The sequence below is a fragment of the Streptomyces sp. NPDC051576 genome, from assembly GCF_040681835.1.
Classification (GTDB): Bacteria; Actinomycetota; Actinomycetes; order Streptomycetales; family Streptomycetaceae; genus Streptomyces.
Genome location: NZ_JBFAZO010000006.1, coordinates 153340 through 178473 on the forward strand (window position 1 = coordinate 153340; position 25134 = coordinate 178473).

Sequence of the window (25134 nt, forward strand, 5' to 3'; positions counted from 1 at the left end):
CAGCAGGTCATGGGGGTACGGCGACCCCCTCCCGGAGAAGAACCCGAAGAGCGCAAGCCGCGCGGGTGAACGGGTGACCGACCGTCGCGCTTGACCTCAAGAATGGTTGAGGTATCAGGCTGCCCGCATGAACACCGACACCGCTCCCGCGCGCCCCCTGACCGTCACCGTCGTCATCGGCAGCAACCGCCACGGCCGCTTCGGCCCGGTCGTCGCCGACTGGCTCCTCGCCCACGTCCGCGACCACGCCGACCTCACCCTCCAGGTCGTCGACGTCGCCGAGACCGGCCACCTGCCCACGAGCCTCGCCCGGACCCCGGAGACGACCGCCGCACTCGCCGACATCACCCCCAAGCTGGCCGGCGCGGACGCCTTCGTCGTCCTCACCCCCGAGTACAACCACTCCTTCCCGGCCGGCCTCAAGAACCTCATCGACTGGCACTTCACCGAGTGGCGCGCCAAGCCCGTCGCCCTCGTCTCCTACGGCGGCCTCGCGGGCGGCCTGCGCGCGGTGGAACACCTCCGCCAGGTCTTCGCCGAACTCCACGCCGTCACGGTCCGCGACACCGTCTCCTTCCACAACGCGGGCACGTCCTTCGACGACCGGGGCGTCCTCAAGGACCCCACGGCCCCGGACGCGGCGGCGAAGGCGATGCTGGACCAACTGGTGTGGTGGGGGCGGGCGTTGAGGGAGGCGAGGGAGGCGCGGCCGTATTCCGCGTAGAGCCCGTTTCGGGGTCCGGCAACTCGGCGCGCCCTGGGGCGGGTTGCCGCGCGGCCGGGACAAGGGCGCCTGCGCGGCGGTCGATCCGACCGGCCGGGCGGGCAACTCGCGGCGACGGGCGCGGAGTTGCGGATGCCGACCGAGGTCTGCCCGGAGCCGGCCGCCGACCCGGCGGAGGAGACCTAGCGCCCCAACCGCAGCCCCAGCCCGTCAAGGACCACCTCAAGGCCGTAGGCGAACTTGCTGTCGCGCAGCGCCACCGGGTCCGTGGTCGTGCTGGCCGGCTCCGCGTAGGAGCCGGCGAGATGGGCGTGGCCGGCCGCGGCCTGTTGCGCGGCCGGCATCAGGCGGGCGATGAACTCGGCCTCGGTCTCCCCGGACCGGGCGACCGTGGTGAGCCAGGCGGCCTCCGTGGTGCTCATGCCGATCGTGTACGACAGGACGGCGTCGATCGCGCCGCTCGGCTCGGGGAAGCCGACGGCCGTGAACAGCGCGGCCAGCCGCTCGGAGAAGGACATGAGGTTGGGGCCGAGGTAGGCGAGCCCCGCCTGCCCGAGCACCGACGACAGCCAGGGGTGCCGCAGGGCCGTCGTACGGAAGGAGCCGGCGGCCTCGGTGACGGCCGCGCGCCAGTCGGGGGTGTCCGCGTCCGGGACGCGGATCTCGGCGGCGACCTCGTCCACGGCCAGTTCCATCAGCTCGTCCTTGGTCGCGACATGCCGGTAGAGGGAGGTCGCGCCGGCGTTGAGGCGGGCGCCGAGCTTGCGCATGCTCAGCGCCTCGATGCCGTCCGCGTCCAGCATCGCGATCGCCTCGCGGACGATCGCGTCCCGGCTGAGCGCGGGCTGGTCGGGCGCGGGCCGCTCACGGGCCCACACGGAGGGGATGGGGTTCGGCTCGGCCCTGGCGACCATGAGGGGGCTCCTTCGTGCGTACGACGTTCGCGGCCAGCGTACAGAGTTCAAGGGTTGCGCACACCGTTCCGTCGTGCGTACAGTGTTCGCAACGAAGGAACGGTGTACGCACACGGTCGGCCGATGACGCCGACGACCCGAAGGGAAGCCCCATGGAGACCCGAAACCCCCGGCGCTGGTGGATCCTCGTCGTGCTGTGCCTCAGCTCGCTGGTGCTGGTGGTCGACAGCATGGCGCTGACCGTGGCGGTCCCGTCCATGACCGAGAGCATCGGGGCGAGCGCCCAGGACACCCAGTGGATCCTCGACTCCTACATCCTGGTCTTCGCCGGCCTCCTGCTGACCTCCGGCAGCCTCGGTGACCGCTTCGGCCGCCGACGGGTGATGCTGATCGGGCTGGTGCTCTTCGGAGCCGCGTCACTCGCGGCGACCTTCTGCACGAGCCCCGGTGAAGTGATCGCCGTACGGGTGGCGATGGGGGTGGGCGGAGCGCTGATCATGCCATCGACGCTCTCGATCCTGATCACGGTCTTCGACGCGGAGGAGCGCGGGAAGGCGATGGCGGCCTGGGGTTCGGTGTCGATGCTCGCGCTGGTCGGCAGCCCGGTGCTGGGCGGCGTACTGATCGACCACTTCTCGTGGCACTCCATCTTCGTCCTCAACGTCCCGGTCGTGGCGCTCGCCCTGGTCGCCGGTGTGACCCTGATGCCGGAGTCGAAGGGCCCGTGGCAGAAGCCGGATCCGCTGGGCGCGGTGCTGTCGGTGGTCGGTATGACGGCGCTGATCTGGTGGATCATCGAGATCCCGCAGCACGGCGCGTTCGCGGGCCGCGGGCTGGTCACCCTGGTGGTGGCCGTCGCCTCCCTCGCCGGCTTCGTCGCCTGGGAGAACATCACGCCGACCCCGATGGTCCCCCTGGTCCTCTTCAAGCACCGCAATTTCAGCGGCGGTTCGCTCTCCCTGACCCTGGTCCAGATAGGCAACGGCGGTCTGCTGCTGGTCCTCACCCAGTACCTGCAGTTCGTGCTCGGCTACTCACCCGTCAAGGCGGGCCTGGCCTTCGTCCCGCTCGCGGTCACCGCACTGGTCGGCAACGCGGCCGGCGCCAAGTTCACCGCGCGGTACGGCCATCGCTATCTGATCCTGGCCGGGATGCTGGCGATGGCCTCGTCCTTCGCCCTGCTGACGACGGTCACCGCCGACACCGGTTTCACCGTCCCGGCCCTCGCCCTCGGTCTGCTGGGCCTGGGTGCGGGCCTCGCGATGCCGGCGGCGGTGGGCGCGCTGATGGGCACCATTCCCGAGGACAAGGCAGGCGTCGGCTCGGCGCTCAACGACACCATCCAGCAAGCCGGTACGGCCCTGGGCATCGCCATCCTCGGCTCCCTCCTCTCCAGCGGCTTCGCCGACGAGATGCCCTCCGGTACGTCCGAGGAGGCCCGCCACTCGATCGGCGGGGCGCTGGCGGCGGCGCACGGGGACGCGGGGTTGGTCCGCACGGCCCGGGAGGCCTTCACGCACTCCATGTCAACGACCTTCACGGTCAGCGCGGTTGGGGTTGTGGCGGCGGCGGTACTGGCGGCCGTGGTGATGCGGGACGGGAAGCGGGGTGCGGGGGAGGCTCCGATCACCGCCGAAGAGGCCACGGAGGAACGGGAGTTGATCGCCTGACCTCAACCCACCTGCACAACAAGGCCGTTGCCCACTGCGGGCAACGGCCTTGTGACGTTGTCCGGGCTCCCCCCCGGGCCCCCTGGACATCACGGCGTGTTCACCGTGTTCCGCAGTCGCGCGAACGACGTGTCCAGCCCGTTCTTCAGCAGTCGGGCCACCGGCCGCTCCACCAGCCGGTGGACGAGCCAGCTCAGCAGCAGGAAACCGGTGATCACGGAGGCGACCAGGAGTCGGGGATCCATGGTGTCGTGGAAGCGGTTGATGAGTGTCGTGCCGGCGAGGTAGTGCATCAGGTAGAAGGGGTACGTCAGCGCACCGGCAGTGGTGAGCCACTTCCAGCGGACGCGGTCGGTCGCGCCGAGCGCGATGGCTGCCATGACCAGCAGGAACACGGTGAAGAGAAGCACACTCGCCCGCCAACTGGAGACATGCTCGACGGTGTCTATGCGATGCCCGAGTTCCAACTGGCCCATCAGCCAGGCCAGTCCGAGGATGCCCCACAGCAACAGGTCCGGTCCGAAGCGGTAGATGAGGTACAGGGCCAGGCCGGCGATGAAGTACCAAGCGCCTTCCGGGTTGACGAGCAGCGTCAGCGGGCGGAAGCGGGCGGCCGGGGTGAGCATCGCGGCGGCGCCCCAGAAGCAGCAGAAGAGGACGACCTTGCGGTAGGTCAGGCCGGTGACGACGACGGCCATGAAGAGGAGGTAGAAACGCAGCTCCGACCAGAGCGTCCAGTACACGCCGTCGACGTTCGAGACCCCCGAACCCGACTGCAGCATCGTGAAGTTGAGCAGGATCTCGCGCAGCTTCTGCCGGTCCCACACGCCGGGCAGCGTCACCAGGACGCCCGTGGTGAAGGCGATGGAGAACCAGTACGCCGGGTAGAGCCGGATCACCCGCGAGGTGAAGAACTGCCGTGGCGTACGGCCCCAGCAGGACATGCAGATCACGAAGCCGCTGATCACGAAGAACATCTCGACGCCGATCCAGCCGTAGGCCGAGAACCGGAACACCGTGGGCATGATGTCGGACACCGGCCGGTCCCAGATCACGTTGTCCGGCTGGTTGACCCGCCAGGTCCCGGCGTAGTGGTGAGCGGCCACGAACAGGGCGGCGAGCAGCCGCATGCCGTCGATGGCGTACAACCGCCGCTGTGAGGGCGGCCGTTGCTGTAAAATGAGGGAGGCGTGTCTTGGTGCTCGCCGCCTTCTCGATGGCGATGCTGCCTGCTCCGTCGCCCCTGCGCACATAGACATGTCGGTCCATATCGGCTCTGGGGGTTCGGGAGCAGGCACGCCAAACCCACGCGAATCGGAAGTCTCACGGTTCACAGGAAGAGACCCGCGTGGTGTGCCGATGGTTGTAGGCGGATTCCGAAGAACCCCCCGTCTCACCCCACGTCGACCGCACTCCACGCGGCGGCCACCGCGTCGTACTCCGAACTGCCCGCCCCGTAAAGGTCCTTGGCCGCGCTGAGGGTCGCCGTCCGGGCCCCCGCGTAGTTCGTCGAGGACGTCATGTAGACCGTCAACGCCCGATACCAGATGGCCCCGAGCTTGTCCCGGCCGATGCCGCCCACCGAAGAGCCGTCGCAGGTGGGGGAGTTGTAGCTGACGCCGTTGATGGTCTTCGCGCCGCTGCCCTCCGCGAGGAGATACGCGAAGTGGTTGGCGACGCCCGAGGAGTAGTGGACGTCGAGGTTCCCGACCGTCGAACTCCAGCAGTCCGCGGAGTTCCCGTCCTTGGACGGCTTGTCCATGTACCGCAGCGCCGACCGGCCGAAGCCCGAGCGGACGACCTTCTCGCCGATGAGGTAGTCGCCGAGATCCGAGGAGTTGTCGGCGTACCACTCCACCAGCGTCCCCATGATGTCGGAGGTCGCCTCGTTGAGCCCGCCGGACTCGCCCGTGTAGGTCAGCGCCGCCGTCTTGGACGTGACACCGTGCGTCATCTCGTGCCCGGCGACATCCAGCGCCACCAGCGGACCGAGCTGCGTCCCGTCACCGTCGCCGTACGTCATGCAGAAGCAACTGTCGTCCCAGAAGGCGTTGTTGTAGCTGTTGCCGTAGTGGACGCGGTTGTACGACCCCTTGCCGTCGTCCGCGATGCCGTTCCTGCCATGAACGTTCTTGTAGTAGTCCCAGGTCTCGTCGGTGCCGTACTGCGCGTCCACCGCCGCCGACGAACGGTCCGAAGTCGCCCCCGTGCCCCAGTGGTTGTCGGTGTCCGTGAACAGCGTGGACGGGGCGCGGCTGATGCAGATGCCGAGGACGCACAGGTCGGTCTTGTTCGCCGCGTCACCGGTGTAAGTCCCGCCGCGCGTAGCGTCCTTGAGCTGGTACGTCGATCCCGACAGCGTCGTCTCCAGCGGCACCGTCCCGCTGTACAGCGAACGCCCGTCGCCGGTCGCCGTCTCCACGCTGTCCCAGGCGTCGATCTGGGCGCCGGTGCGGGCGTCGGTCAGCACCGTGCGGGCGACCGGGTTGCCGAGCGAGTCCTTGGCGACCGCGTCGGTCCGCCAGGCGAGTCTCGGGGAGCCGTGCAGGGCGTCGACCACCAACTGGGGCTTGGCGGTCACTCCCTTCAGCACCTCACCCAGATTGGCGGCCCGCAGCGCGTTCACCGCCAGGTCCGCCGCCTTCGGCGCGGCCACGTCCGGCGTCACGGACGACAGGGATATGGAGTTCCGGGTCGCGCGGTCCGCGCTCCGATAGCTGCCGTTCGCGGCCAGATGGACCACGAAGTCGCCGCCTAGGACCGGAAGTTGACGGTACGTCCGGTCGTAGCGGACATGCTGGGTGCCGTCCGCGTCGACGATCACGTCCCGGACCGACGTGTCCTGCGCGCTCGTGAGGCCCAGGCTCGCGGCATGTGCAAGGAGCGCGGACGCGGCGTTCGCGAGCGCGGTGGTCCGGGCCGGCCGGTCGGCCGCGTGGGCGGTGGGGGCGAGCGTGGCGGCCAGCAGGGTCGCGGCACCGGCCGCGACACCGGCCGTGGCGAGACGGGAACCTCGGATGTGCCGTGTCCGACTCATCGGTCTCCTCGGTAACACAAGTGGGGGGCGTGGGGGCGATGTTGATGTTGACTGAGATTTAAGGGGCCATGACATGTCGTGTCCATAGCGCGCACATCGCCTGGTGTGAGGGGTGCGAACCGTTTCTGCGAGGCTTCCGTAGAGACGACCGAAGGAGATGGAGACAGCGAGTGACGACCCTCCCCTTCTTCGTCTATGGCACCCTCCGCCCCGGCGAGCCCAACCACGACCTCTTCCTGCGCGGCCGCACGCGGTCGGAGGAGCGGGCCCGACTCCACGACGCCGTCCTCTACGACGGACCCGGCTACCCGTACGCCGTCGAGAACCCCGGCTCGGTGGTCGTCGGCGAACTCGTCACCGCACGCCCCGAGGCCTACCCCCAACTCCTCCGGGAACTGGACCGACTTGAGGACTACGCCCCCGGCGACCCGCGCAACCTCTACGAGCGCGTCGAACGCCGCGTGACCCGCGACGCCGACGGCACGGCCGTGCGCGCCTGGGTGTACCTCGCCGCCCCCACCGTCACCGCGGCCCTCCGCGCCCACGGCAGGCCGATCGAGGGCGGCGACTGGCTCGACCGCCGCTGAACCGCCCCCGCACGGGCCCTACTTGCCCGAGACCAGCGCCCGCGCGACCCCCGTCTCCTTGTGCCCCAGGAACTGCGGATCGGGGTGGAACACCGCGTCCAGCGCCGCCTTGCCCGCCGCGAGCACCTCGCGGGTGCCGCCGTAGTACCAGGTCGCGTCGTGCGTGTCGTCGACACCCACGCCGTACGAGTCGACGCCCGCCGCCTCGCACAGCGCCACCGCCCGCCGGATGTGGAAGCTCTGGCTGATGAGCACGGCCCGGTCGACGCCGAAGATCTTCTTGGCGCGGACGCACGAGTCCCAGGTGTCGAAGCCGGCGTAATCGGTCACCACGCGCGCGCGTGGCACCCCGTGCTTCGCCAGATAGACCCGCATCGCGTCCGGCTCGTCGTAGTCCTTGCGGCTGTTGTCGCCGGTCACCAGGACGACCTTCACCCGGCCCTCCCGGTACAGCGTCGCCGCCGCGTCCAGCCGGTGCGCGAGATACGGCGACGGCTCGCCGTCCCACAGCCCGGCACCGAACACCACGGCCACATCGGTGCGCGGCGCGTCCTGAAGCGTCCTGAGCCGGTCGGCCGTCGACACCCACAGCCAGGTCGCCGGAAGCAGCGCCAGGACACACCCGAAGGCCACCCCCTGCACGAGGTGCCGCCACCCGGCACGCGTGCGTGGCAGCCGGAGTCGGCGAGGTCTCAGGTGGTGCATCAGACGCATCAGACGCTTCAAAGGGGGCCCCTCCCCGTCCGGGTTCGAGAGTCACAGACGCGCCGCAAGGCCTTCCGGTTCGCCGTCCGCGGTGTGACCGGCCTCACGGTGAATCCCCGAAACAGCAGGTCACGTCACCTCACACACCCCCCACACCCCACCGTGAACCCCCGGAAAACACCCGTGATTCTCGGGCAACAGGGCGGCAACCTCCCCTTGCCACCATCGCTGCATGAACCTCGTCTCCCTGAACGGCAAGCGGCGCCCGGGCTCGCCCGCCCTGGTCCTGGTGGCGCACGGCAGCCGCGACCCGCGCGCCCTGAGCACCGTGAAAGCCCTCATGGAGCGGGTCCAAGCCCTGCGCCCCGGCCTCCCCGTCCACCTGGGCCACATCGAACTCAACGAGCCCCGCCTCCCGGACACCCTCGCGGAACTCGGCACCGGGGACGCCGTCCTCGTCCCCCTCCTCCTGGCCCGCGGCTACCACGTCAAGCAGGACATCCCCGAGATGGCGGCCGAGGCGCGGGCACGCACGCGCGTGGCGGCCCCTCTGGGCCCGCACCCCCTCCTGGTGGAGACTCTCTACGACCGCCTGCTGGAAGCGGGTTGGCGCACCCGCCGGGACAGCGCCGTGGTCCTCGCCGCAGCGGGCTCCCGGGACCCGGAATCCAAACTGGACACCAACCACACGGCCCGCCTCCTCGCCGACCGCCTGGGCGTCCCCGTGATCCCCGCATACGCCTCGGCGGCGACCCCCACGGTCCAGGAAGCGGTACACACCCTCGCGGCCCAGGGCCGTCACCGGGTAGCGGTCGCCTCCTGCTTCACGGCCCCCGGCCGCTTCGCCACCCAGTGCGCGGAACAGTCCCCCTGGATCGCCTCGGCCCCCCTGGGAGCCCACCCCGCGATGGCCCACCTGATCCTCCACCGCTACGACCAGAGCCTGACAATCCAGGTGGCAAGGGAACCGGAGCTGGCGTCGGCTTGATACCCCGGTAAGGGCTAGCTCGCTCAGGGGCGCGGGGAACTGCGCACCCACAGCGCATCCGCACCCGCCAACGAAACCGAACCCGGCACTCCCCTGGGCGCCCCGCAACTCCCGTTTTGTCACTCCCCCCGCTTACTGTCGAAGCATGGACGGCACCGCAGAACCCCCTGCTTACGACCCGACGTCAGTCGACCGCTGGGCACAAGAGCCCGACAAACGCCCCGGCCGCACCGCCTTCCAACGCGACCGCGCCCGCATCCTGCACTCCGCCGCCCTCCGCAGGCTCGCCGGCAAAACCCAGGTGGTCACACCGGGAACCCGCAGCCAGGCCTGGGACGCCAGCCCCCGCACCCGCCTCACCCACTCCCTGGAGTGCGCCCAGGTCGGCCGCGAACTCGGCGCCGCCCTCGGCTGCGACCCCGACCTCGTCGAGGCGGCCTGCCTCTCCCACGACCTCGGCCATCCGCCCTTCGGCCACAACGGCGAACAGGCGCTGAACGAGTTCGCGGACGACTGCGGCGGCTTCGAGGGCAACGCCCAGTCGCTCAGACTCCTCACCCGTATCGAGCCCAAAAGGTTCACTCCGGAGGGCTCCGTAGGCCTCAACCTCACCCGAGCCACCCTCGACGCCGCCACCAAATACCCCTGGCCGCGCGGAGCGCACCCCACCGACCCCGCATCCCCGAAGTTCGGTGTCTACGACGACGACAGACCCGTCTTCGACTGGGTCCGCAAGGGCGCCCCCGGCACGCGCACGTGCTTCGAGGCCCAGGTCATGGACTGGTCGGACGACGTGGCGTACTCGGTGCACGACGTCGAGGACGGTCTGCACGCCGGTCACATCGACCCCAACTACCTGCACGCGGAGCCCGAACGGCAGGCGGTCTTCGCCGTCGCCCTCGGCCGCTACGTCCCCGCGGACACCGACCCCGCCGAACTCGCCGAGGCGCTCGACCGGCTCCAGGACCAGGAGTGGTGGCCGCACGGCTACGACGGTTCGGCCGTGGCGCAGGCCCGCCTCAAGGACGCCACCAGCCAGCTCATCGGCCGCTTCTGCCTGGCCGCCGAGACCGCCACGCGGGCCGCGTACGGCACCGGCCGCCTCACCCGCTACGACGCCGAACTCGTCGTACCGCACGAGGCACGGCTGGAGTGCGCGGTCCTCAAGGCGGTCGCCGACCGGTACGTCATGCAGCGCGCCGAGCAGGAACGGATCCGCGCCGACCAGCGCATCGTGGTCGCCGAGCTCGCCGAGGTGCTCACGACGCGCGCGCCCGACGGTCTGGAGCCGCAGTTCCGCGCCCAGTTCGACGAGGCGCGGGACGACCGTGGCCGCAAGCGGGTGATCGTCGATCAGATCGCCTCGCTGACCGACGCGTCGGCGCGGTCTCTTCACGCGCATCTCACATCGCTGGGGCACAGTGACGCGGAACAAGCCCGAATGTGACCCTCCGTGGCCTGATCGGGTCACACCCCCTTCCCGCATCACGCTGCGTGCGGGACGCTCGCATATGGCGGCACCATTACGAGGAGGCATCAAGTGGTCGACGCGGATCAGACATTCGTCATCGTCGGAGGAGGCCTGGCCGGCGCCAAGGCGGCCGAGACGCTCCGAACGGAGGGCTTCACCGGGCGCGTGATACTGATCTGCGACGAACGCGACCACCCGTACGAGCGTCCGCCGTTGTCCAAGGGCTACCTCCTCGGCAAGGAGGAGCGCGACAGCGTCTTCGTCCACGAACCCGCCTGGTACGCGCGCAACGACATCGAGCTGCACCTCGGCCAGACCGTCGACGCCATCGACCGCGGCGCGAAGACGGTCCGCTTCGGGGACGACGGCACCCTTGTCCACTACGACAAGCTCCTCATCGCCACCGGCGCCGAGCCCCGCCGCCTCGACATCCCGGGCACGGACCTCGCGGGCGTCCACCACCTGCGCCGCCTCTCGCACGCCGAGCGCCTCAAGGGCGTCCTCGCCTCCCTGGGCCGGGACAACGGCCATCTGGTGATCGCCGGCGGCGGCTGGATCGGCCTGGAGGTCGCCGCGGCGGCCCGCGAGTACGGCGCCGAGGTCACCGTCGTCGAGCCCGCCCAGACCCCGCTGCACGGCGTCCTCGGCCCCGAACTCGGCCAGCTCTTCGCCGATCTGCACGCCGAGCACGGCGTCCGCTTCCACTTCGGCGCCGTGCTCACCGAGATCGTCGGCCAGGACGGCATGGTCCTCGCCGCCCGCAGCGACGACGGCGAGGAGCACCCCGCGCACGACGTCCTCGCGGCCATCGGCGCGGCCCCGCGCACCGCGCTCGCCGAGGCGGCCGGCCTGGAGCTGGCCGACCGCGCGCACGGCGGCGGCATCGCGGTCGACGAACGGCTGCGCACCTCCGACCCCGACATCTACGCGGCCGGCGACGTGGCCGCCTTCCACCACGCCCTCTTCGACACCCGGCTGCGCGTGGAGCACTGGGCCAACGCCCTCAACGGCGGCCCGGCGGCGGCCCGCGCGATGCTGGGCAAGGACGTCACCTACGACCGCGTGCCCTATTTCTTCTCCGACCAGTACGACTTGGGTATGGAGTACTCCGGCTGGGCACCCCCGGGCTCCTACGACGAAGTGGTGATCCGGGGAGACGCGGGCAAGCGCGAGTTCATCGCCTTCTGGCTGAAGGAGGGCCGCGTGCTGGCCGGGATGAACGTGAATGTGTGGGACGTCACAGAGCCCATCCAGCAACTCATCCGCTCCCGGACCCGGGTGGACACCGAGGCCCTCGCGGACCCACACGTTCCACTGGACAGCCTGGGCAGCCCCGCGTCCAGGTAGTCACTGGTGTCAGTCCGGCCCCGTAGAATTCACGCGTGGCCGGAAGGATCAACGACGAGGACGTGAAGGCGGTTCGGGACGCGGTCCCGATCGACGCCGTGGTGTCCGAGTACCTCCAGCTGCGGAACGCGGGCGGCGGCAACCTCAAGGGCCTCTGCCCCTTCCACGACGAGAAGTCGCCGTCCTTCCAGGTCAGCCCGAGCAAGGGACTCTTCCACTGCTTCGGCTGCCAGGAGGGCGGCGACACCATCACGTTCGTGATGAAGGTCGACCACCTCACGTTCTCCGAGTCGGTCGAGCGCCTCGCCGCCCAGGCCGGCATCACACTGCGGTACGAGGAGGGCGGGTACAACCCCGCCCACCAGCGCGGCGAGCGCATCCGCCTGGTCGAGGCCCACAAGGTCGCCGCCGACTTCTACGTGGAGCAGCTCGCCGTCAGCCCCGAGGCGGACACCGGCCGCAAGTTCCTCGCCGAGCGCGGCTTCGACCAGTCCGCCGCCGAGCACTTCTCCGTCGGCTACAGCCCGCAGGGCTGGGACCACCTCGTCCGCTACCTCCGCGGCAAGGGCTTCACCGACAAGGAAGTACTCCTGTCCGGCCTCGCCCAGGAGGGCCGCCGCGGCCCCATCGACCGCTTCCGCGGCCGCCTGATGTGGCCCATCCGCGACATCGGCGGCGAGGTCGTCGGCTTCGGCGCCCGCAAGCTCTACGAGTCGGACAACGGCCCGAAGTACCTCAACACGCCCGACACCGCGATCTACAAGAAGTCCCAGGTCCTCTACGGCATCGACCTCGCCAAGAAGGACATCGCCAAGTCGTCCCGCGCGGTCGTCGTCGAGGGCTACACCGACGTCATGGCCTGCCATCTCGCCGGCGTCACCACCGCCATCGCCACCTGCGGCACCGCCTTCGGCGGCGACCACATCAAGATCCTCCGCAGGCTCCTGATGGACAACGGCTCGGCGCGCGTGATCTTCACCTTCGACGGCGACGCGGCCGGCCAGAAGGCGGCCCTGCGCGCCTTCGAGGACGACCAGAAGTTCGCCGCCGAGACGTACATCGCGATCGCCCCCGACAACATGGACCCCTGCGAGCTGCGCCTCGCCAAGGGCGACGAGGCGGTCGCCGACCTGGTCGAACCCCGCACCCCGCTCTTCGAGTTCGCGCTCCGCCAGATCGTCGTCCGCTACGACCTCGACACCCCCGCCGGCCGCGCCGCCGCCCTGGACGAGGCCGCCCCCATCGTCGCCCGCATCAAGAACACCGGCGCCCAGCACGAGGTCGCCGTCCAGCTCGCCGGCATGCTCGGCATCCTCGACACCCAGTTCGTGGTCAAGCGGGTCGCCCAGCTGGCCCGTTGGGCCCGTGACCGCGGCGGCAAGGGCCCCGCGCCGGCCCGGGGCGGCGCCGGGCAGCAGTACGACAGCGCTCCGCGGGCTGCGACTGGAGGCCCGGCCCTGACCCTCCGCAACCCCGTCTTCGCCACCGAGCGGGAACTCCTCAAACTTGCGCTCCAACGCCCGGAGTTGGTGTCTCCAGCGTTCGACGCCTACGGTGCCGACGAGTTCACGGCGGCTCCCTATGCTGCTGTGCGCCAGGCCATCGTGGATGCGGGCGGCGCCGAGTACGGCATTCAGGATCCGCAGGAGTACCTGATCAGGGTTCGGGAGGCGGCTCCCGACGACGCCGTGCGTGCGATGGTGACGGAACTGGCAGTTGAGACGATCATGCGCAAGACGGTCGATGAGCACTACGCGGGTTTGCAACTGGTGACGGTCCGCCGCCGAGCTGTGGCTCGTCGACTCGCTGACCTGCAAAGCCTTCTGACGCGTCTCAGTTCCGCTGATCCGGCCCAGGCCGCTGCCATCCAGAACGAGATGATGATCCTCACGAGATACGAACGGGCCCTGCAAGCCGAAGGCCCCTCCGCGCTCTGAGCACGTAGTCACGGAACGGACTCAAAAAGTCACCGCACGCCCCTCGTGGCGGCGATGTGTCGTACTCCACACTGGGTTCCGGTGCCTGAGTCCTCGGAGCGCGGCCGATCCGTCCCCAGCGGGTCCCACACCCCCGCGGTTCCGCTCATCGAGTACGGGACGGACAGCGGTGAGGCCGCCGACTCCGCCCCCGAAGTACCGCTGCCGTACCCCTTGGCAGCGATCATCCTGGAGGTCGCCCCCGTGCAGACCCAGACCCTCGACCAGACCGAGACCAGCACGACGGACGGCGCGGCGGAACCGGCGGCGGAGACCGATGTCCTCGCCACCGTCCCCCCGCAGAGCCGTGCCGCGCACCACCCCGAAAGCGCGGAACCGGAGAGTCCGCCCGAGCTCGAAGAACCGACGGCCGAAGCGGTGGAGACCGCCGAGGCCCCCGAGCCCGCCGAACGGCCCCGCGGCCGGGTCGCCGACACCGGCGCCCCCTCCTCGGACCTGTTCCGCCAGTACCTGCGTGAGATCGGCCGCATCCCGCTGCTCACCGCGGCCGAGGAGGTCGAACTCGCCCGCCGCGTCGAGGCCGGCCTGTTCGCCGAGGAGCGGCTCGGCAGCGCCGTCGACCTGGACAGCCAACTCGCCCTCGACCTGGACAAGTTGGTCGTCATGGGCCGGATGGCCAAGCGCCGGCTCATCGAGGCCAACCTGCGGCTCGTCGTGTCCGTCGCCAAGCGGTACGTCGGCCGCGGACTGACCATGCTCGACCTCGTGCAGGAGGGCAACCTCGGGCTGATCAGGGCGGTCGAGAAGTTCGACTACGCCCGCGGCTACAAGTTCTCCACCTACGCCACCTGGTGGATCCGCCAGGCCATGTCCCGTGCCCTCGCCGACCAGGCCCGCACCATCCGCGTCCCGGTGCATGTCGTCGAGCTGATCAACCGGGTCGTCCGCGTCCAGCGCCGGATGCTCCAGGAGCGCGGCTACGAGCCGACGCCGGAAGAGGTGGCCGACCACCTCGACCTCGCCCCGGAACGCGTCAGCGAGGTCCTGCGCCTGGCCCAGGAGCCCGTCTCCCTGCACGCACCGGTGGGGGAGGAGGACGACGTGGCCCTCGGCGACCTCATCGAGGACGGCGACGCCACCAGCCCCGTCGAGTCGGCCGCGTTCCTGCTGCTGCGCCAGCACCTGGACGCCGTCCTGTCGACGCTGGGGGAGCGCGAGCGGAAGGTCGTACAGCTCAGGTACGGGCTGGCCGACGGGCGCCCGCGCACCCTGGAGGAGATCGGCCGCATCTTCGGGGTGACCCGGGAGCGGATCCGGCAGATCGAGTCGAAGACCCTCAACAAGCTGCGGGACCACGCGTTCGCGGACCAGTTGAGGGGATACCTGGACTGAGAAAGGGGCGCCCACCCGAAGGTGAGCGCCCCTCTGAACCTCCGAACTCCACCCCGCCCTAGTCGACTTCGGCCACCGCCTGCGCGAACTGCGCCTTGTACAGCCGGGCATACGCCCCGTCCGCCGCCAACAGGTCGGCGTGCGCGCCCTGTTCGACGATCGAGCCGTTCTCCATGACCAGGATCGTGTCCGCGTCCCGGATCGTGGAGAGCCGGTGCGCGATGACGAACGACGTGCGTCCGTGGGCGAGTTTGGCCATCGCCTTCTGGATCAGCACCTCGGTACGGGTGTCGACGGAGCTGGTCGCCTCGTCGAGCACCAGGATCGTCGGGTCGGACAGGAACGCCCGCGCGATGGTGATCAGTTGCTTCTCACCGGCGCTGACGCCCGTGCCCTCGTCGTCGATCACGGTGTCGTAGCCCTCGGGCAGCGTACGGACGAACCGGTCGGCGTGCGCCGCCCGCGCCGCCTCCTCGATCTCGCCGCGCGTGACCTCGCGCGAGGCGCCGTACGCGATGTTGTCGGCGATCGAGCCGCCGAACAGCCAGGTGTCCTGGAGCACCATGCCGATGCCGGCGCGGAGTTCGTCGCGGGACATCCGCGCGATGTCGACGCCGTCGAGGGTGATGCGGCCGCCGGACACCTCGTAGAACCGCATGAGGAGGTTGACCAGCGTGGTCTTGCCGGCGCCGGTCGGGCCGACGATCGCGACCGTGTGGCCCGGTTCCACCGTCAGCGAGAGGTCCTCGATGAGCGGCTTGTCGGGGTCGTAGCGGAAGGAGACATGCTCCAGGGCGACCAGGCCGCGCAGTTCCTCGGGGCGCTCGCTCGGCATCGGGTCGGCCTGCTGCTCCTCGGCGTCGAGGAGTTCGAAGATCCGCTCGGCCGAGGCGACGCCCGACTGCACCAGGTTCGCCATCGACGCGACCTGGGTGAGCGGCATCGAGAACTGGCGCGAGTACTGCACGAAGGCCTGCACGTCACCGATGGACAGGGCGCCCGAGGCGACCCGCAGACCGCCGACGACCGCCACCAGCACGTAGTTGAGGTTCGAGACGAACATCATCAGCGGCTGCATGACCCCGCTGTTGAACTGCGCCTTGAACCCGGCCTCGTAGAGCGCGTCGTTCTGCTCGGCGAACAGGTGCGCCGACTCCTCCTGCCGCCCGAACACCTTCACCAGGGTGTGCCCGGTGTACATCTCCTCGACGTGCGCGTTGAGCTTGCCGGTCGTGCGCCACTGCTGCACGAAGTGCGGCTGCGACCGCTTGCCGATGCGGGTGGCGACGAGGAACGACAGCGGCACGGTCACCAGCGCGACCAGCGCGAGCAGCCACGACACCCAGAACATCATCGCGAGCACACCGATGATGGTGAGCAGCGAGTTGATGAGCTGGCCCATCGACTGCTGGAGCGTCTGCCCGATGTTGTCGATGTCGTTGGTCGCGCGCGAGAGCACCTCGCCGCGCTGCCGCTTGTCGAAGTACGACAGCGGGAGCCGCGACATCTTCGTCTGCACGCTCTCGCGCAGCCGGAACATGGTCCGGTTGACCGCCCGGTTGACCATCCGGGTCGCCACCGCCATCAGCAGACCCGCCACCAGGAACGTGCCCAGCGCGAGCAGCAGCACGTGCCCCACCGAGGTGAAGTCGATGCCCTTGCCCGGCGTGAAGTCGGTGCTCTTCAGCATGTCCGCGATCGAGCCCTGGCCGCGGTCGCGCATCGCCTGGAGGGCCTGCGCCTTGGTGGTCCCGGCCGGCATCTGCCGCCCGATGATGCCCGCGAAGACCAGGTCGGTGGCGTTGCCGAGGATCTTCGGCCCCACCACGTTCAGCCCCACGCTGAACACCACGCACACCAGCAGGATGCCGATGGTCAGCCGCTCCGGCCTGAACTGGCCGACGAGCCGCTTGCCGGACACCTTGAAGTCCATCGAACGGGCGTCGGGGCCCGTCCCGGCCATCATCCGCCCCATGGGCCCGGCCATCAGGCAGCCTCCGCTTCCGTGAGCTGGGAGAGCACGATCTCCCGGTAGGTCTGGTTGTCCGCCATCAGCTCGTGATGGCGGCCCGTGCCGACGACCCGCCCCTCGTCGAGTACGACGATCCGGTCGGCGTCCCTGATGGTCGCCACCCGCTGCGCCACGATCACCACGGTCGCCTCGGCGGTCTCCTGGGAGAGCGCGGCCCGCAGCGCCGCGTCGGTCGCGTAGTCGAGCGCGGAGAAGGAGTCGTCGAAGAGGTAGATCTCCGGCCGCTGCACGAGTGTGCGGGCGATGGCGAGCCGCTGCCGCTGACCGCCGGAGACATTCGTGCCGCCCTGGGCGATGGGCGCGTTCAGCCCGCCCTCCAGCTTGGTGACGAAGTCCTTGGCCTGCGCCACCTCCAGCGCGTGCCACAACTCCTCGTCCGTCGCGTCCGGGTTGCCGTAGCGAAGGTTGGTGGCGACCGTGCCCGCGAACAGGTACGGCTTCTGCGGGACCAGGCCGACCGTCTTGGCCAGCAGTACCGGGTCGATGGTCGACACGTCGACACCGTCGACGAGGACCTCGCCGTCGGTCGCGTCAACGAGGCGGGGGACCAGACTCAGAAGGGTGGACTTTCCGCTGCCGGTCGAGCCGATCACGGCCGTCGTCTCGCCCGGCCGGGCGACCAGGTCGATGGACTTCAGCACGGGTTCCTCGGCCCCCGGATAGCTGAAGCCGACCCCGCGGACCTCCAGATGACCGTGCCGGCGCAGCTCGGTGACCGGCGCGAGCGGCGGCACGACGCTGGAGTCCGTGTCGAGGACCTCCTCGATGCGCTCGGCACAGACCTCCGCGCGCGGCACCATCATGAACATGAAGGTGGCCATCATCACGGACATCACGATCTGCATGAGATAGGCGAGGAACGCGGTCAGATCGCCGATCTGCATCCCGCCGCTGTCGATGCGGTGGGCGCCGAACCAGACCACCGCGATCGACGACAGGTTCACCGTGGTCATGACCACCGGGAACATCAGCGCCAGCAGGTTGCCGGACTTCAGCTGCATCTCGGTGAGGTCGGCGTTGGCCTTCCGGAACCGGTCCTTCTCGTACTCGTCCCGGACGAAGGCACGGATCACGCGGTTGCCGGTGATCTGCTCGCGCAGCACCCGGTTCACCGTGTCCAGGCGCACCTGCATGGCCCGGAACAGCGGGCGCAGCCGTCGCACGATCAGCGTCACGCAGATCGTCAGCGTCGGCACCACCGCGATCAGCACCCCGGACAGCGGCACGTCCAGACCGAGCGCCAGCACGATGCCGCCCACGCACATGATGGGCGCCGACACCATCAGCGTGAACGTCATCAGGGCCAGCATCTGGACCTGCTGGACGTCATTGGTCGTACGGGTGATCAGCGAGGGCGCGCCGAAGTGGCCGACCTCGCGGGCCGAGAACGACTGCACCCGGTCGAAGATGGCACCCCGGACGTCACGGCCGAGCGCCGAGGCGGTGCGCGCGCCGAAGTAGACGGCACCCATGTTGCAGACGACCTGGACCAGCGAGATGCCGATCATCAGGGCACCGAACGACACGATGTAACCGGTGTCACCCTTCACGACACCGTTGTCGATGATGTGCGCGTTCAGGGTGGGCAGATAGAGGGTGGCGCAGGTCTGCAGGAACTGCAGCAGCACCAGTAGGGAGATGGGTTTCCTGTAGGGCCTGAGATAGGTCCGCAGAAGTCGTATGAGCACGCTACGTCTCTCGGAGTCGGCGGTGGGGGGCGGGCGGGTGTGGTGTGCCCCTCGCCCCCATCGTCGGACACTCCACCCGCGTTACCCCAACTGATTAAGCCAACAGCAGTGCCCTTGGTGCCCTTATGAACCCTTAAGAGCGGAACGCGCCCGGATGGGTCTGTTCCCGCACGGACACATACTGCTGACGCACCGCCTGCCCTACGGCCAGTTCGTCCCCCGGCTCCAGCACCTGGGCGACCGGCCCCTGCCAGGGCGGCGGGTTGCGCGGATCGAGGGTCCCCTGCGAAACCCCCAGCGCCCAGGCGGCCTGCCGGGCGGCGCCGATCGCCGCGTAGTCGGCGGGCTGCGGCACGACGACCTGCGTCCCGAAGAGCGCGGGCGCCGCGGCCTGCACGGCGGGCAGCTCGGCGGCCGACCCGAGCAGGAAGAGCCGCCGCACGGCGACTCCGCGCCCGCGCAGCACGTCCAGCGCGTCCGCGAGCCCGCACAGCATGCCCTCGAACGCGGCCCGCGCCAGATGCTCCGCCTTCATCGACTCCCGCCGCAGCCCGGCCAGCGTCCCGGCGGTGTGCGGCAGGTTCGGCGTCCGCTCACCCTCCAGATACGGCAGGAACACCAGCCCGTGCGCACCCGGCGTCGACTTCATCGCCAGCTCCGACAGAGACTCCAGATCGGGCAGTCCGAGCAGCTCGGCGGCCCCGCGCAGGGTCCGTACGGCATTGAGCGTGGTGACGACCGGCAGATGCATCCCGGTGGCATCGGCCAGCGAGGTGATCATCCCGCTCTGATCGACGAGCGCCTCGGGATGTACGGCCATCACGGACCCGGAAGCCCCGAGCGACACCACGGCGTCCCCGAACCCGATCCCGAGCCCGAAGGCCGCGGCCATCGTCTCGCCGGTCCCGGCCGAGATCAGCAGCCCCTCCGGTGTCGTACCGGCCGCGTCCGACGGGCCGATCACCTCGGGCAGCATGGCCTGGTGACCGAGGGCCAGCTCGACGAGGTCGGGCCGGTAACCACCGCCGGCCGCCGACCAGTACCCGGTCCCCGAGGCCCCACCCCGATCGGTGGTCCTCCTGACCGGCCGCCCGAGCAACTGCCACACCAGCCAGTCATGGGCCTGCATCAGCATCGCCGTACGCCGGGCGTTGTCCGGCTCGGTCTTGTTCAGCCAGCGCAGCTTGGTCACCGGATGCGCGGCCTGCGGCACGGAACCCACGGCCTGCGCCCAGGCCTCGCGCCCGCCGAGCGCGTCGATCAGATCGGCCGCCGCGACCTGCGCGCGCTTGTCACCGCCGACCATCGCGGGCCGCACGGTGTTGCCCTGCGAGTCCAGCGGCACCACCGCGTTCTGCTGCGCGGACACACCGATGGCCTGCACACCTTCGAGCAGCCCCCCGCCGGCCGCCTCGCCCAGCGACAGCAGCCAGGCCTGTGGATCGACATCGGAGGGCCGCCCGCCGCCCTCGGTCTCGGTTTCGACCGGATGCGGCGCATATCCCTGCCTGAGCACGGACCCCGTGTCCGTGTCGCAGACGACGATACGAGTGAAATCGGGCGAACTGTCCAACCCGGCGACTATCCCCATGCCAGAAATTCTGCCGTACGGCGGGAGGTGACCGCGCCGGGTCGGGCTTCCCTATGTGTTGCTGGTGCCCCAGTCGTCCCCGCCCGAGCCGTTCGCGTTGCGCTCACGCAGGGACCGTACGCGCTGGGCCACCGAGTCGGGGACCCGGTCGCCGACCTTGTCACCGACCGCGTGGTACGCCTTGCCCGCGAACTGCCGGCCCTGCTGCGCCGCCGTCTCGGCGGTGTTGCGGACGGCCGGGTTCTGCGCGACCTGGCGTGCCGATTTCTTCAGCTGCTCGTAGCGCTCGCGTCCGGCTCGCGTGCCCAGCACGTAACCCAGAGCCAGTCCGACGACGAACGTGAGCTTGTAGCGCATGACGGCCATCCTTCCCTTGCGTAGGTCTCCGGCGCGGCATCGGTGCCGGGGGAACCGATTGGCGGAGCACCCCCCTGCTTGCGCTAATGTATGTGTCGCAGCGAGCACACGCCCCCTGGCGAATACCCAGGGAGGTACGTTCGATGCAGCGAGGCATTCCCCTGTAGCTCAATTGGCAGAGCAGCCGGCTGTTAACCGGCAGGTTACTGGTTCGAGTCCAGTCGGGGGAGCTTCGATCTTCCGTAGCTCAATTGGCAGAGCAGCCGGCTGTTAACCGGCAGGTTACTGGTTCGAGTCCAGTCGGGAGAGCGCACTGAAGAGGACCCCGTTGGGGTCCTTTTTCATGCCCGCCGGAACCGCTCGGGGCAGGCCGCAGTCCTCATGGTCGTGCGAAGTCGACCATCCGAAGCAGGAGATCGTATGAGCGGCTATGCTGCGGCAGACGGCGCGTACAAATGTGCGCGACGCGCCGTAATGGGGCGGTAGCTCAGCCGGTTAGAGCAGCGGACTCATAATCCGTCGGCCGTGGGTTCGAGTCCCACCCGCCCCACTGTGCACGCCTGTTACCTGAGGAAACGTGACTTCGACTCCGTTGCCCTCGGCGAGAGGTGGTCGGGAGGGGGCTCGGTGCCCGCCCGGCCGCGCGGGTGCGGTCCGTGGGGGAGCGGGACGCGGGCGAAGGCGTCGATCAGGTGGTCGGTGACCGTCACTCGTCCGCCTCGGGGCGGCCGTGGGCCGTGTCGGCCGGGTTGTCAAGCCGTATCTGATGTCGCCTGTGCGGTCTCGTCGCGACCGGCTGCCGCCGCTTTCCGGACATGGTGGAAGTCTTCGGATCGGATCATGAGAAAGGTCACGATTGTCGCGGCGGCCGCGATCAACGCGCCGATCAGGAGTACTGAGTTGAGTGCGTCGACGTAGCTGCCGCGAGCGGTGCTGATCACCAACTCCCGGAACGCGGTGGGTGCTTGCCGGGTGGCGTCGAGTACCGACCCGGAGCCGGCCGCGGTGGCTATCCGGTCGGCGTGAGGGGCGAGTGGTGTCGCGGCGAGCTGGTCGGTGACATGGTCTCGCACGCTGGTCGCCAGGATCGTGCCCAGTACGGCGACACCGGTGGCGATGCCGACCTGCCGGGCGGTTGCGCTGATCCCCGATGCCATGCCTCCGCGTTCCGGTTCCACGACACCGACGGCGGTGGACGAGAGCGGCACGGCGATGAGTGGGCAGCCGATACCGGCGAGGACGAATCCGGGCAACAAGTGCGTCCAGCCGTCGGCGGCGGTGATGCCGCGCATGAGGAGCATCGCGATGGTGAGCAGCAGGAATCCGCCGCTGATCGCGTACTTGACGGGCACCTTCACTGTCAGGCGTCCCGCGGCGGGGGCGACGAGGAAGATCGCGCCGGTGAACGGGAGCAGGCGCACGCCGGTGGCGATGGCGGAGTAACCCAGCACGCCTTGCATGTAGAGGGTCAGATAGGTCGTCAGAGAGAAGATCGAGGCGCTGATGGCGAAGCCTGCCACCAGACCGCCGGTGAACGTGGGGATGCGCAGCAGGCTGAGGTCGAGCATCGGGTGCCGGGAGCGGCCCTGGACGACGAGGAACGCGACGAGCAGTACGAGTGCGCAGCTCAGTGGGATGACCACGGTCGCGGAGCCCCAACCGTCGGACTGGCTCTTGATCAGCCCGTAGACGAAGGCGGCGAGAGCCGAGCCGAAGCTGACAGCGCCCGGGATGTCGGGACGCCGGGCCCCGGGCGGCTTCGACTCGCGCAACCTGAGCACGGTGACCGCCAGGAGAGCGAGACCGGCCGGCACGTTGATGAAGAAGATCCAGCGCCAGGACACGTCCGTCGTGACGGCGCCGCCCAGCACCGGCCCGACCGCGACCGCTCCGCCGGTCACAGCGCCGAAGATCCCGAATGCCGTACCGCGCTCCTCGGGCGCGAACTCCTGGGCCAGCAGTGCCAGGCTGGTCGCGAACATCATGGCGCCGCCTGCTCCCTGGAGCCCCCGTGAGACGACCAGGAAGGTGGCGTCGGGCGCGGCCCCGCACAGGGCGGAAGCGATCGTGAAGACCGCGATCCCGGTGCCGAACACAAGTCGGCGGCCGACGAGGTCGGCGACGGAACCGGCCGTGAGGAGCAGCACGGCGAGGGTCAGAGCGTAGGCGTCGACCACCCATTGAATGTCGGACAAGCCGGCGCTGAACGCGTCTTCGATCGAGGGCAGCGCCACGTTGACGATCGACAGGTCCATGAGAAGCATGAAGACGCCGGTACATACGGCGGCCAGGGTCCACCACTTGCGATGCATCACTGGGGCTCCAACTCGGTGTACCTGGGAAGGCCGCTGATGCCGAGAGCCGGCGCAGCCCCTGACGGTTCTGTGCAAGTCGTTGTCACGAGGGCCAAGGAACCATCGGACCGGACGGCCTGCCAGGCCCGGCCAGAGGCACCTCGGCAGGGTGCCCCTCGGCATCACCTGGCGCCGTACTCTCGCTGTTATGGACCGAAGGGCCGAGATCCGTGAGTTCCTGACCTCCCGTCGAGCGCGCGTGACGCCCGAGCGCGCGGGTCTGCCGACCTACGGGCCGCGCCGGGTACCCGGCCTACGCCGCGAAGAGGTCGCCGTGCTGGCCGGCATCAGCGCGCCCTACTACGCGCGTCTGGAACGAGGCGACGTGATCAACGCCTCCGACAGCGTCATCGAGGCCCTCGCTCGCGCCCTGCGGCTCGACGACGCCGAGCGTGCGCACCTCTTCGACCTCGCACGTGCCGGGAATCCCGCAGTTCAGCGCGGCCACGGCGACCAGACGCGCAGAGTACGGCCAGTCGTTCAACAACTGCTCGCCGCCTTTACCGGCGCCGCCGGTCTCGTCGGCAACGATCGTCTGGAGATCCTCGGCGCCAACCGCATCGGTTACGGGCTCTTCGCCGCGATGTTCGCAAGCGGCTCCCGACCGGCCAACCTCGCTCGGTTCACGTTCCTGGACCCGGCGGCGAGGGAGTTCTTCGCCGACTGGGAAAGGGCCGCCTCGGACATCGTCGCGGCGCTGCGATCCTCGGCGGCACGCAATCCCCATGATCGTGAGCTGACCGGGCTGATCGGTGAACTCGCCACGCGCGCCGAAGCGTTCCGCGTCCGCTGGGCCACCCACGACGTCCAGTTGCACCCCAGCGGCGTGAAACGCCTCAGACACCCGCTCGTCGGCGAGATCGAACTCGACTACGAGCAGCTCGAACTCCCCTCGGACCACCGGCTCGCGATCATGACGTTCACCGCGCCCGCCGGGACCCACGCCGCAGAAGCCCTCGCCTTCCTGGGCAGTTGGAACCTCGGCCGGGAAGAGGCCGATCCCTCCACGACTTCGCCGACCCGCTGAGCGCTGAGGCGGGACGCTCGTGGTCCCCGTACGCCGAGCCCCAGGCGCCGCACGGAACCGCACCGGTGACTTAAGGAGCGCCGGTTGCCCGGAGTGACGGCGCGTCCGACGGCACGCCGTGCACGGATGTCCGTACGGCGTGATGGACCAGCAGATAGCCCCACAACTCCTGCTCGACCCCCTCCGGCCACCGGGACCTCAGGACGATCCGGGGTTCGTTGGTGAGGTGTGCGCCCAGCTCCTGGAGGCATTGTCCGAGCCGCCCGCGCTCGTGATACAGCGCGGCCAGCGTACGGGCCGGTGACGTCGCGTGGTCCAGGACGGTCGTCAGCAGTCGGCACGACTGCGCCCCGCCCAGGGCGGAGGCCGTGATCACCCGGACGGTGATCCGCCCGGTCCCGCGGACGGCGCCCGACTCCGGCACCGCGATGTCCGTGAGGTAGGAGCCGTCGGAGAGCGCCTTCCGCACCGGCAGCGGGGCGTGAGGGTGCGCGCGCCACAAGAGGTTGAGGCGCATCGCGCACGCCGTGGGCCACCGGTCGGTGAAACAGTCGTCCACGACGAGGAGATCGCCGCGCTTGAGGTCGGTGACCAGTCCGTCCACCAGCGTGGAGTCGGTGACTGCGCGGGAGCCGAAAACGACCTGCGCGATCGTTCCCGTCGCCCAGTCGGTGAGGGCGGCCACGCGTACCTCCGGGAAGGCGTGGGACCGGTGCTCGTCGCCGACGGGAATGCCGTAGCGCTCCCGGTTCTCGTCGGAGTCCGGGACGCTGAAGACGGTGCTGTCGAGCCCGAGTGCCCGCCAGCGGACGCGATCCTCGGGCCGGCGAGGCTGTTGCGGCACGGACGCGACCGCGGCCGGCGAAGCCGAGACCGCCGCGAACAACGCTGCCAGAGGTTCAGCCCCGAGCTTGGCCCGGGCGCGTGAGATCGCCGCGGTCGTCGGCACCCACAGTGGCTCCCGGGCATGCCCGGCCCACGCCATGCCATGGGCCACCAGTCGGGCGACCTCGCAGTAACTCTCCGCCGAGAAAAGGCACATGGCGAGTACGAAGTACACCACCAGCCGTGCCGGAAGCAGCCGGCTGCGCTGCTCCGTGCGACCGCAGTCCGCGATGACCCGGTCCACGAGCTTCGGCGGAAAGGCGCGTACCAGCAGTCCCACGGCGATGTGATCGGACAGCCGACCGGCGGGTGTCGCCTTCCCCTGTCCGGCTCGCGGCATTCCCCATCTCTCCAGACGGTTCGTGATGGAACTCTTAAGTCACCGGTATGAACTCGGCCCGAGTTGCCGCCCTTTGGGGATGGACCAA

The 25134-nt window shown here is 69.8% G+C and carries 19 protein-coding genes and 3 tRNA genes; 12 read left to right on the top strand and 10 right to left on the bottom strand.

Features of this window, described 5'->3' with window-relative positions:
* Nucleotides 1-127: 127 nt before the first annotated feature.
* Nucleotides 128-724, top strand: coding sequence for an NAD(P)H-dependent oxidoreductase (locus AB0M63_RS21365; RefSeq protein WP_366020468.1), 597 nt, complete (start codon nt 128-130; stop codon nt 722-724).
* A 182-nt stretch (nt 725-906) separates the two neighbouring features.
* Here the strand turns inward: AB0M63_RS21365 and AB0M63_RS21370 are convergent, their stop codons facing one another.
* Nucleotides 907-1638 carry a TetR/AcrR family transcriptional regulator C-terminal domain-containing protein gene (locus AB0M63_RS21370; RefSeq protein WP_366020469.1) on the bottom strand — a complete coding sequence of 244 codons (732 nt, stop codon included), beginning with the start codon at nt 1636-1638 and terminating at the stop codon, nt 907-909.
* A 152-nt stretch (nt 1639-1790) separates the two neighbouring features.
* On the opposite strand from AB0M63_RS21370, the gene AB0M63_RS21375 reads away from it, so the two are divergent.
* The gene (locus AB0M63_RS21375) at nt 1791-3308 is read left to right on the top strand and encodes an MFS transporter (RefSeq protein ID WP_366020470.1); all 1518 of its coding nucleotides are present in this window, start codon (nt 1791-1793) and stop codon (nt 3306-3308) included.
* 89 nt (nt 3309-3397) lie between these two features.
* Here AB0M63_RS21375 and AB0M63_RS21380 read toward each other — a convergent pair whose 3' ends face one another.
* A complete protein-coding gene (locus AB0M63_RS21380; RefSeq protein WP_366020471.1) occupies nt 3398-4567 on the bottom strand; it encodes an acyltransferase in 1170 nt (389 codons plus the stop codon).
* A gap of 134 nt (nt 4568-4701) precedes the next feature.
* Nucleotides 4702-6345, bottom strand: coding sequence for a M4 family metallopeptidase (locus AB0M63_RS21385; protein WP_366020472.1), 1644 nt, complete (start codon nt 6343-6345; stop codon nt 4702-4704).
* Between the two features lie 170 nt (nt 6346-6515).
* Between AB0M63_RS21385 and AB0M63_RS21390 the strand changes: the two genes are divergently transcribed.
* Nucleotides 6516-6932 (top strand): gamma-glutamylcyclotransferase family protein, encoded by a 417-nt coding sequence (locus AB0M63_RS21390; RefSeq protein WP_366020473.1) that lies wholly within the window; start codon nt 6516-6518, stop codon nt 6930-6932.
* Nucleotides 6933-6950: 18 nt separating this feature from the next.
* On the opposite strand, the gene AB0M63_RS21395 is transcribed toward AB0M63_RS21390, so the two are convergent.
* Nucleotides 6951-7637: an ElyC/SanA/YdcF family protein gene (locus AB0M63_RS21395; protein WP_366020474.1), complete on the bottom strand. Its 687-nt coding sequence runs from the start codon at nt 7635-7637 to the stop codon at nt 6951-6953.
* 232 nt (nt 7638-7869) lie between these two features.
* Here AB0M63_RS21395 and AB0M63_RS21400 point away from each other — a divergent pair, with 232 nt between their 5' ends.
* From AB0M63_RS21400 to AB0M63_RS21420, 5 genes are all read left to right on the top strand, one after another.
* Nucleotides 7870-8625, top strand: coding sequence for a sirohydrochlorin chelatase (locus AB0M63_RS21400; protein ID WP_366020475.1), 756 nt, complete (start codon nt 7870-7872; stop codon nt 8623-8625).
* 145 nt (nt 8626-8770) lie between these two features.
* A complete protein-coding gene (locus tag AB0M63_RS21405) occupies nt 8771-10072 on the top strand; it encodes a deoxyguanosinetriphosphate triphosphohydrolase (protein WP_366020476.1) in 1302 nt (433 codons plus the stop codon).
* 93 nt (nt 10073-10165) lie between these two features.
* Nucleotides 10166-11443 (top strand): FAD-dependent oxidoreductase, encoded by a 1278-nt coding sequence (locus AB0M63_RS21410; protein ID WP_355914183.1) that lies wholly within the window; start codon nt 10166-10168, stop codon nt 11441-11443.
* A gap of 35 nt (nt 11444-11478) precedes the next feature.
* A complete protein-coding gene (gene dnaG / locus AB0M63_RS21415) occupies nt 11479-13380 on the top strand; it encodes a DNA primase (RefSeq protein WP_355914185.1) in 1902 nt (633 codons plus the stop codon).
* Between the two features lie 81 nt (nt 13381-13461).
* Complete coding sequence (locus AB0M63_RS21420) at nt 13462-14772, top strand: sigma-70 family RNA polymerase sigma factor (RefSeq protein ID WP_366020477.1); 1311 nt, start codon at nt 13462-13464, stop codon at nt 14770-14772.
* A gap of 58 nt (nt 14773-14830) precedes the next feature.
* Here the strand turns inward: AB0M63_RS21420 and AB0M63_RS21425 are convergent, their stop codons facing one another.
* The 4 genes from AB0M63_RS21425 to AB0M63_RS21440 form a co-directional block, all read right to left on the bottom strand.
* Entirely contained in the window at nt 14831-16759 is a 1929-nt protein-coding gene (locus AB0M63_RS21425) for an ABC transporter ATP-binding protein (RefSeq protein ID WP_355914191.1), read from the bottom strand.
* Nucleotides 16759-18492 carry an ABC transporter ATP-binding protein gene (locus AB0M63_RS21430; RefSeq protein WP_355914194.1) on the bottom strand — a complete coding sequence of 578 codons (1734 nt, stop codon included), beginning with the start codon at nt 18490-18492 and terminating at the stop codon, nt 16759-16761. The genes AB0M63_RS21425 and AB0M63_RS21430 overlap by 1 nt, the downstream gene beginning before the upstream one ends.
* Nucleotides 18493-18625: 133 nt before the next feature.
* Nucleotides 18626-20083 (bottom strand): FGGY family carbohydrate kinase, encoded by a 1458-nt coding sequence (locus AB0M63_RS21435; RefSeq protein WP_355914197.1) that lies wholly within the window; start codon nt 20081-20083, stop codon nt 18626-18628.
* A 51-nt stretch (nt 20084-20134) separates the two neighbouring features.
* Nucleotides 20135-20440, bottom strand: a complete 306-nt coding sequence (locus tag AB0M63_RS21440) for a YtxH domain-containing protein (RefSeq protein WP_355914200.1) — start codon at nt 20438-20440, stop codon at nt 20135-20137.
* Nucleotides 20441-20597: 157 nt separating this feature from the next.
* Between AB0M63_RS21440 and AB0M63_RS21445 the strand changes: the two genes are divergently transcribed.
* The 3 genes from AB0M63_RS21445 to AB0M63_RS21455 all read left to right on the top strand — a co-directional run bounded on the left by AB0M63_RS21445 (nt 20598) and on the right by AB0M63_RS21455 (nt 20990).
* Nucleotides 20598-20670 (top strand) — tRNA-Asn (locus AB0M63_RS21445).
* 6 nt (nt 20671-20676) lie between these two features.
* Nucleotides 20677-20749, top strand: a tRNA-Asn gene (locus AB0M63_RS21450).
* Between the two features lie 167 nt (nt 20750-20916).
* Nucleotides 20917-20990: transfer RNA gene (locus tag AB0M63_RS21455), tRNA-Ile, on the top strand.
* 202 nt (nt 20991-21192) lie between these two features.
* On the opposite strand, the gene AB0M63_RS21460 is transcribed toward AB0M63_RS21455, so the two are convergent.
* Nucleotides 21193-22752, bottom strand: coding sequence for an MFS transporter (locus tag AB0M63_RS21460; protein WP_366020478.1), 1560 nt, complete (start codon nt 22750-22752; stop codon nt 21193-21195).
* Nucleotides 22753-22942: 190 nt separating this feature from the next.
* Between AB0M63_RS21460 and AB0M63_RS21465 the strand changes: the two genes are divergently transcribed.
* Nucleotides 22943-23821: a helix-turn-helix transcriptional regulator gene (locus AB0M63_RS21465; protein ID WP_366020479.1), complete on the top strand. Its 879-nt coding sequence runs from the start codon at nt 22943-22945 to the stop codon at nt 23819-23821.
* A gap of 70 nt (nt 23822-23891) precedes the next feature.
* Here the strand turns inward: AB0M63_RS21465 and AB0M63_RS21470 are convergent, their stop codons facing one another.
* On the bottom strand, nt 23892-25046 hold the full coding sequence (locus AB0M63_RS21470) for an IS4 family transposase (RefSeq protein ID WP_366020480.1): 1155 nt from the start codon (nt 25044-25046) through the stop codon (nt 23892-23894).
* Nucleotides 25047-25134: the final 88 nt, after the last annotated feature.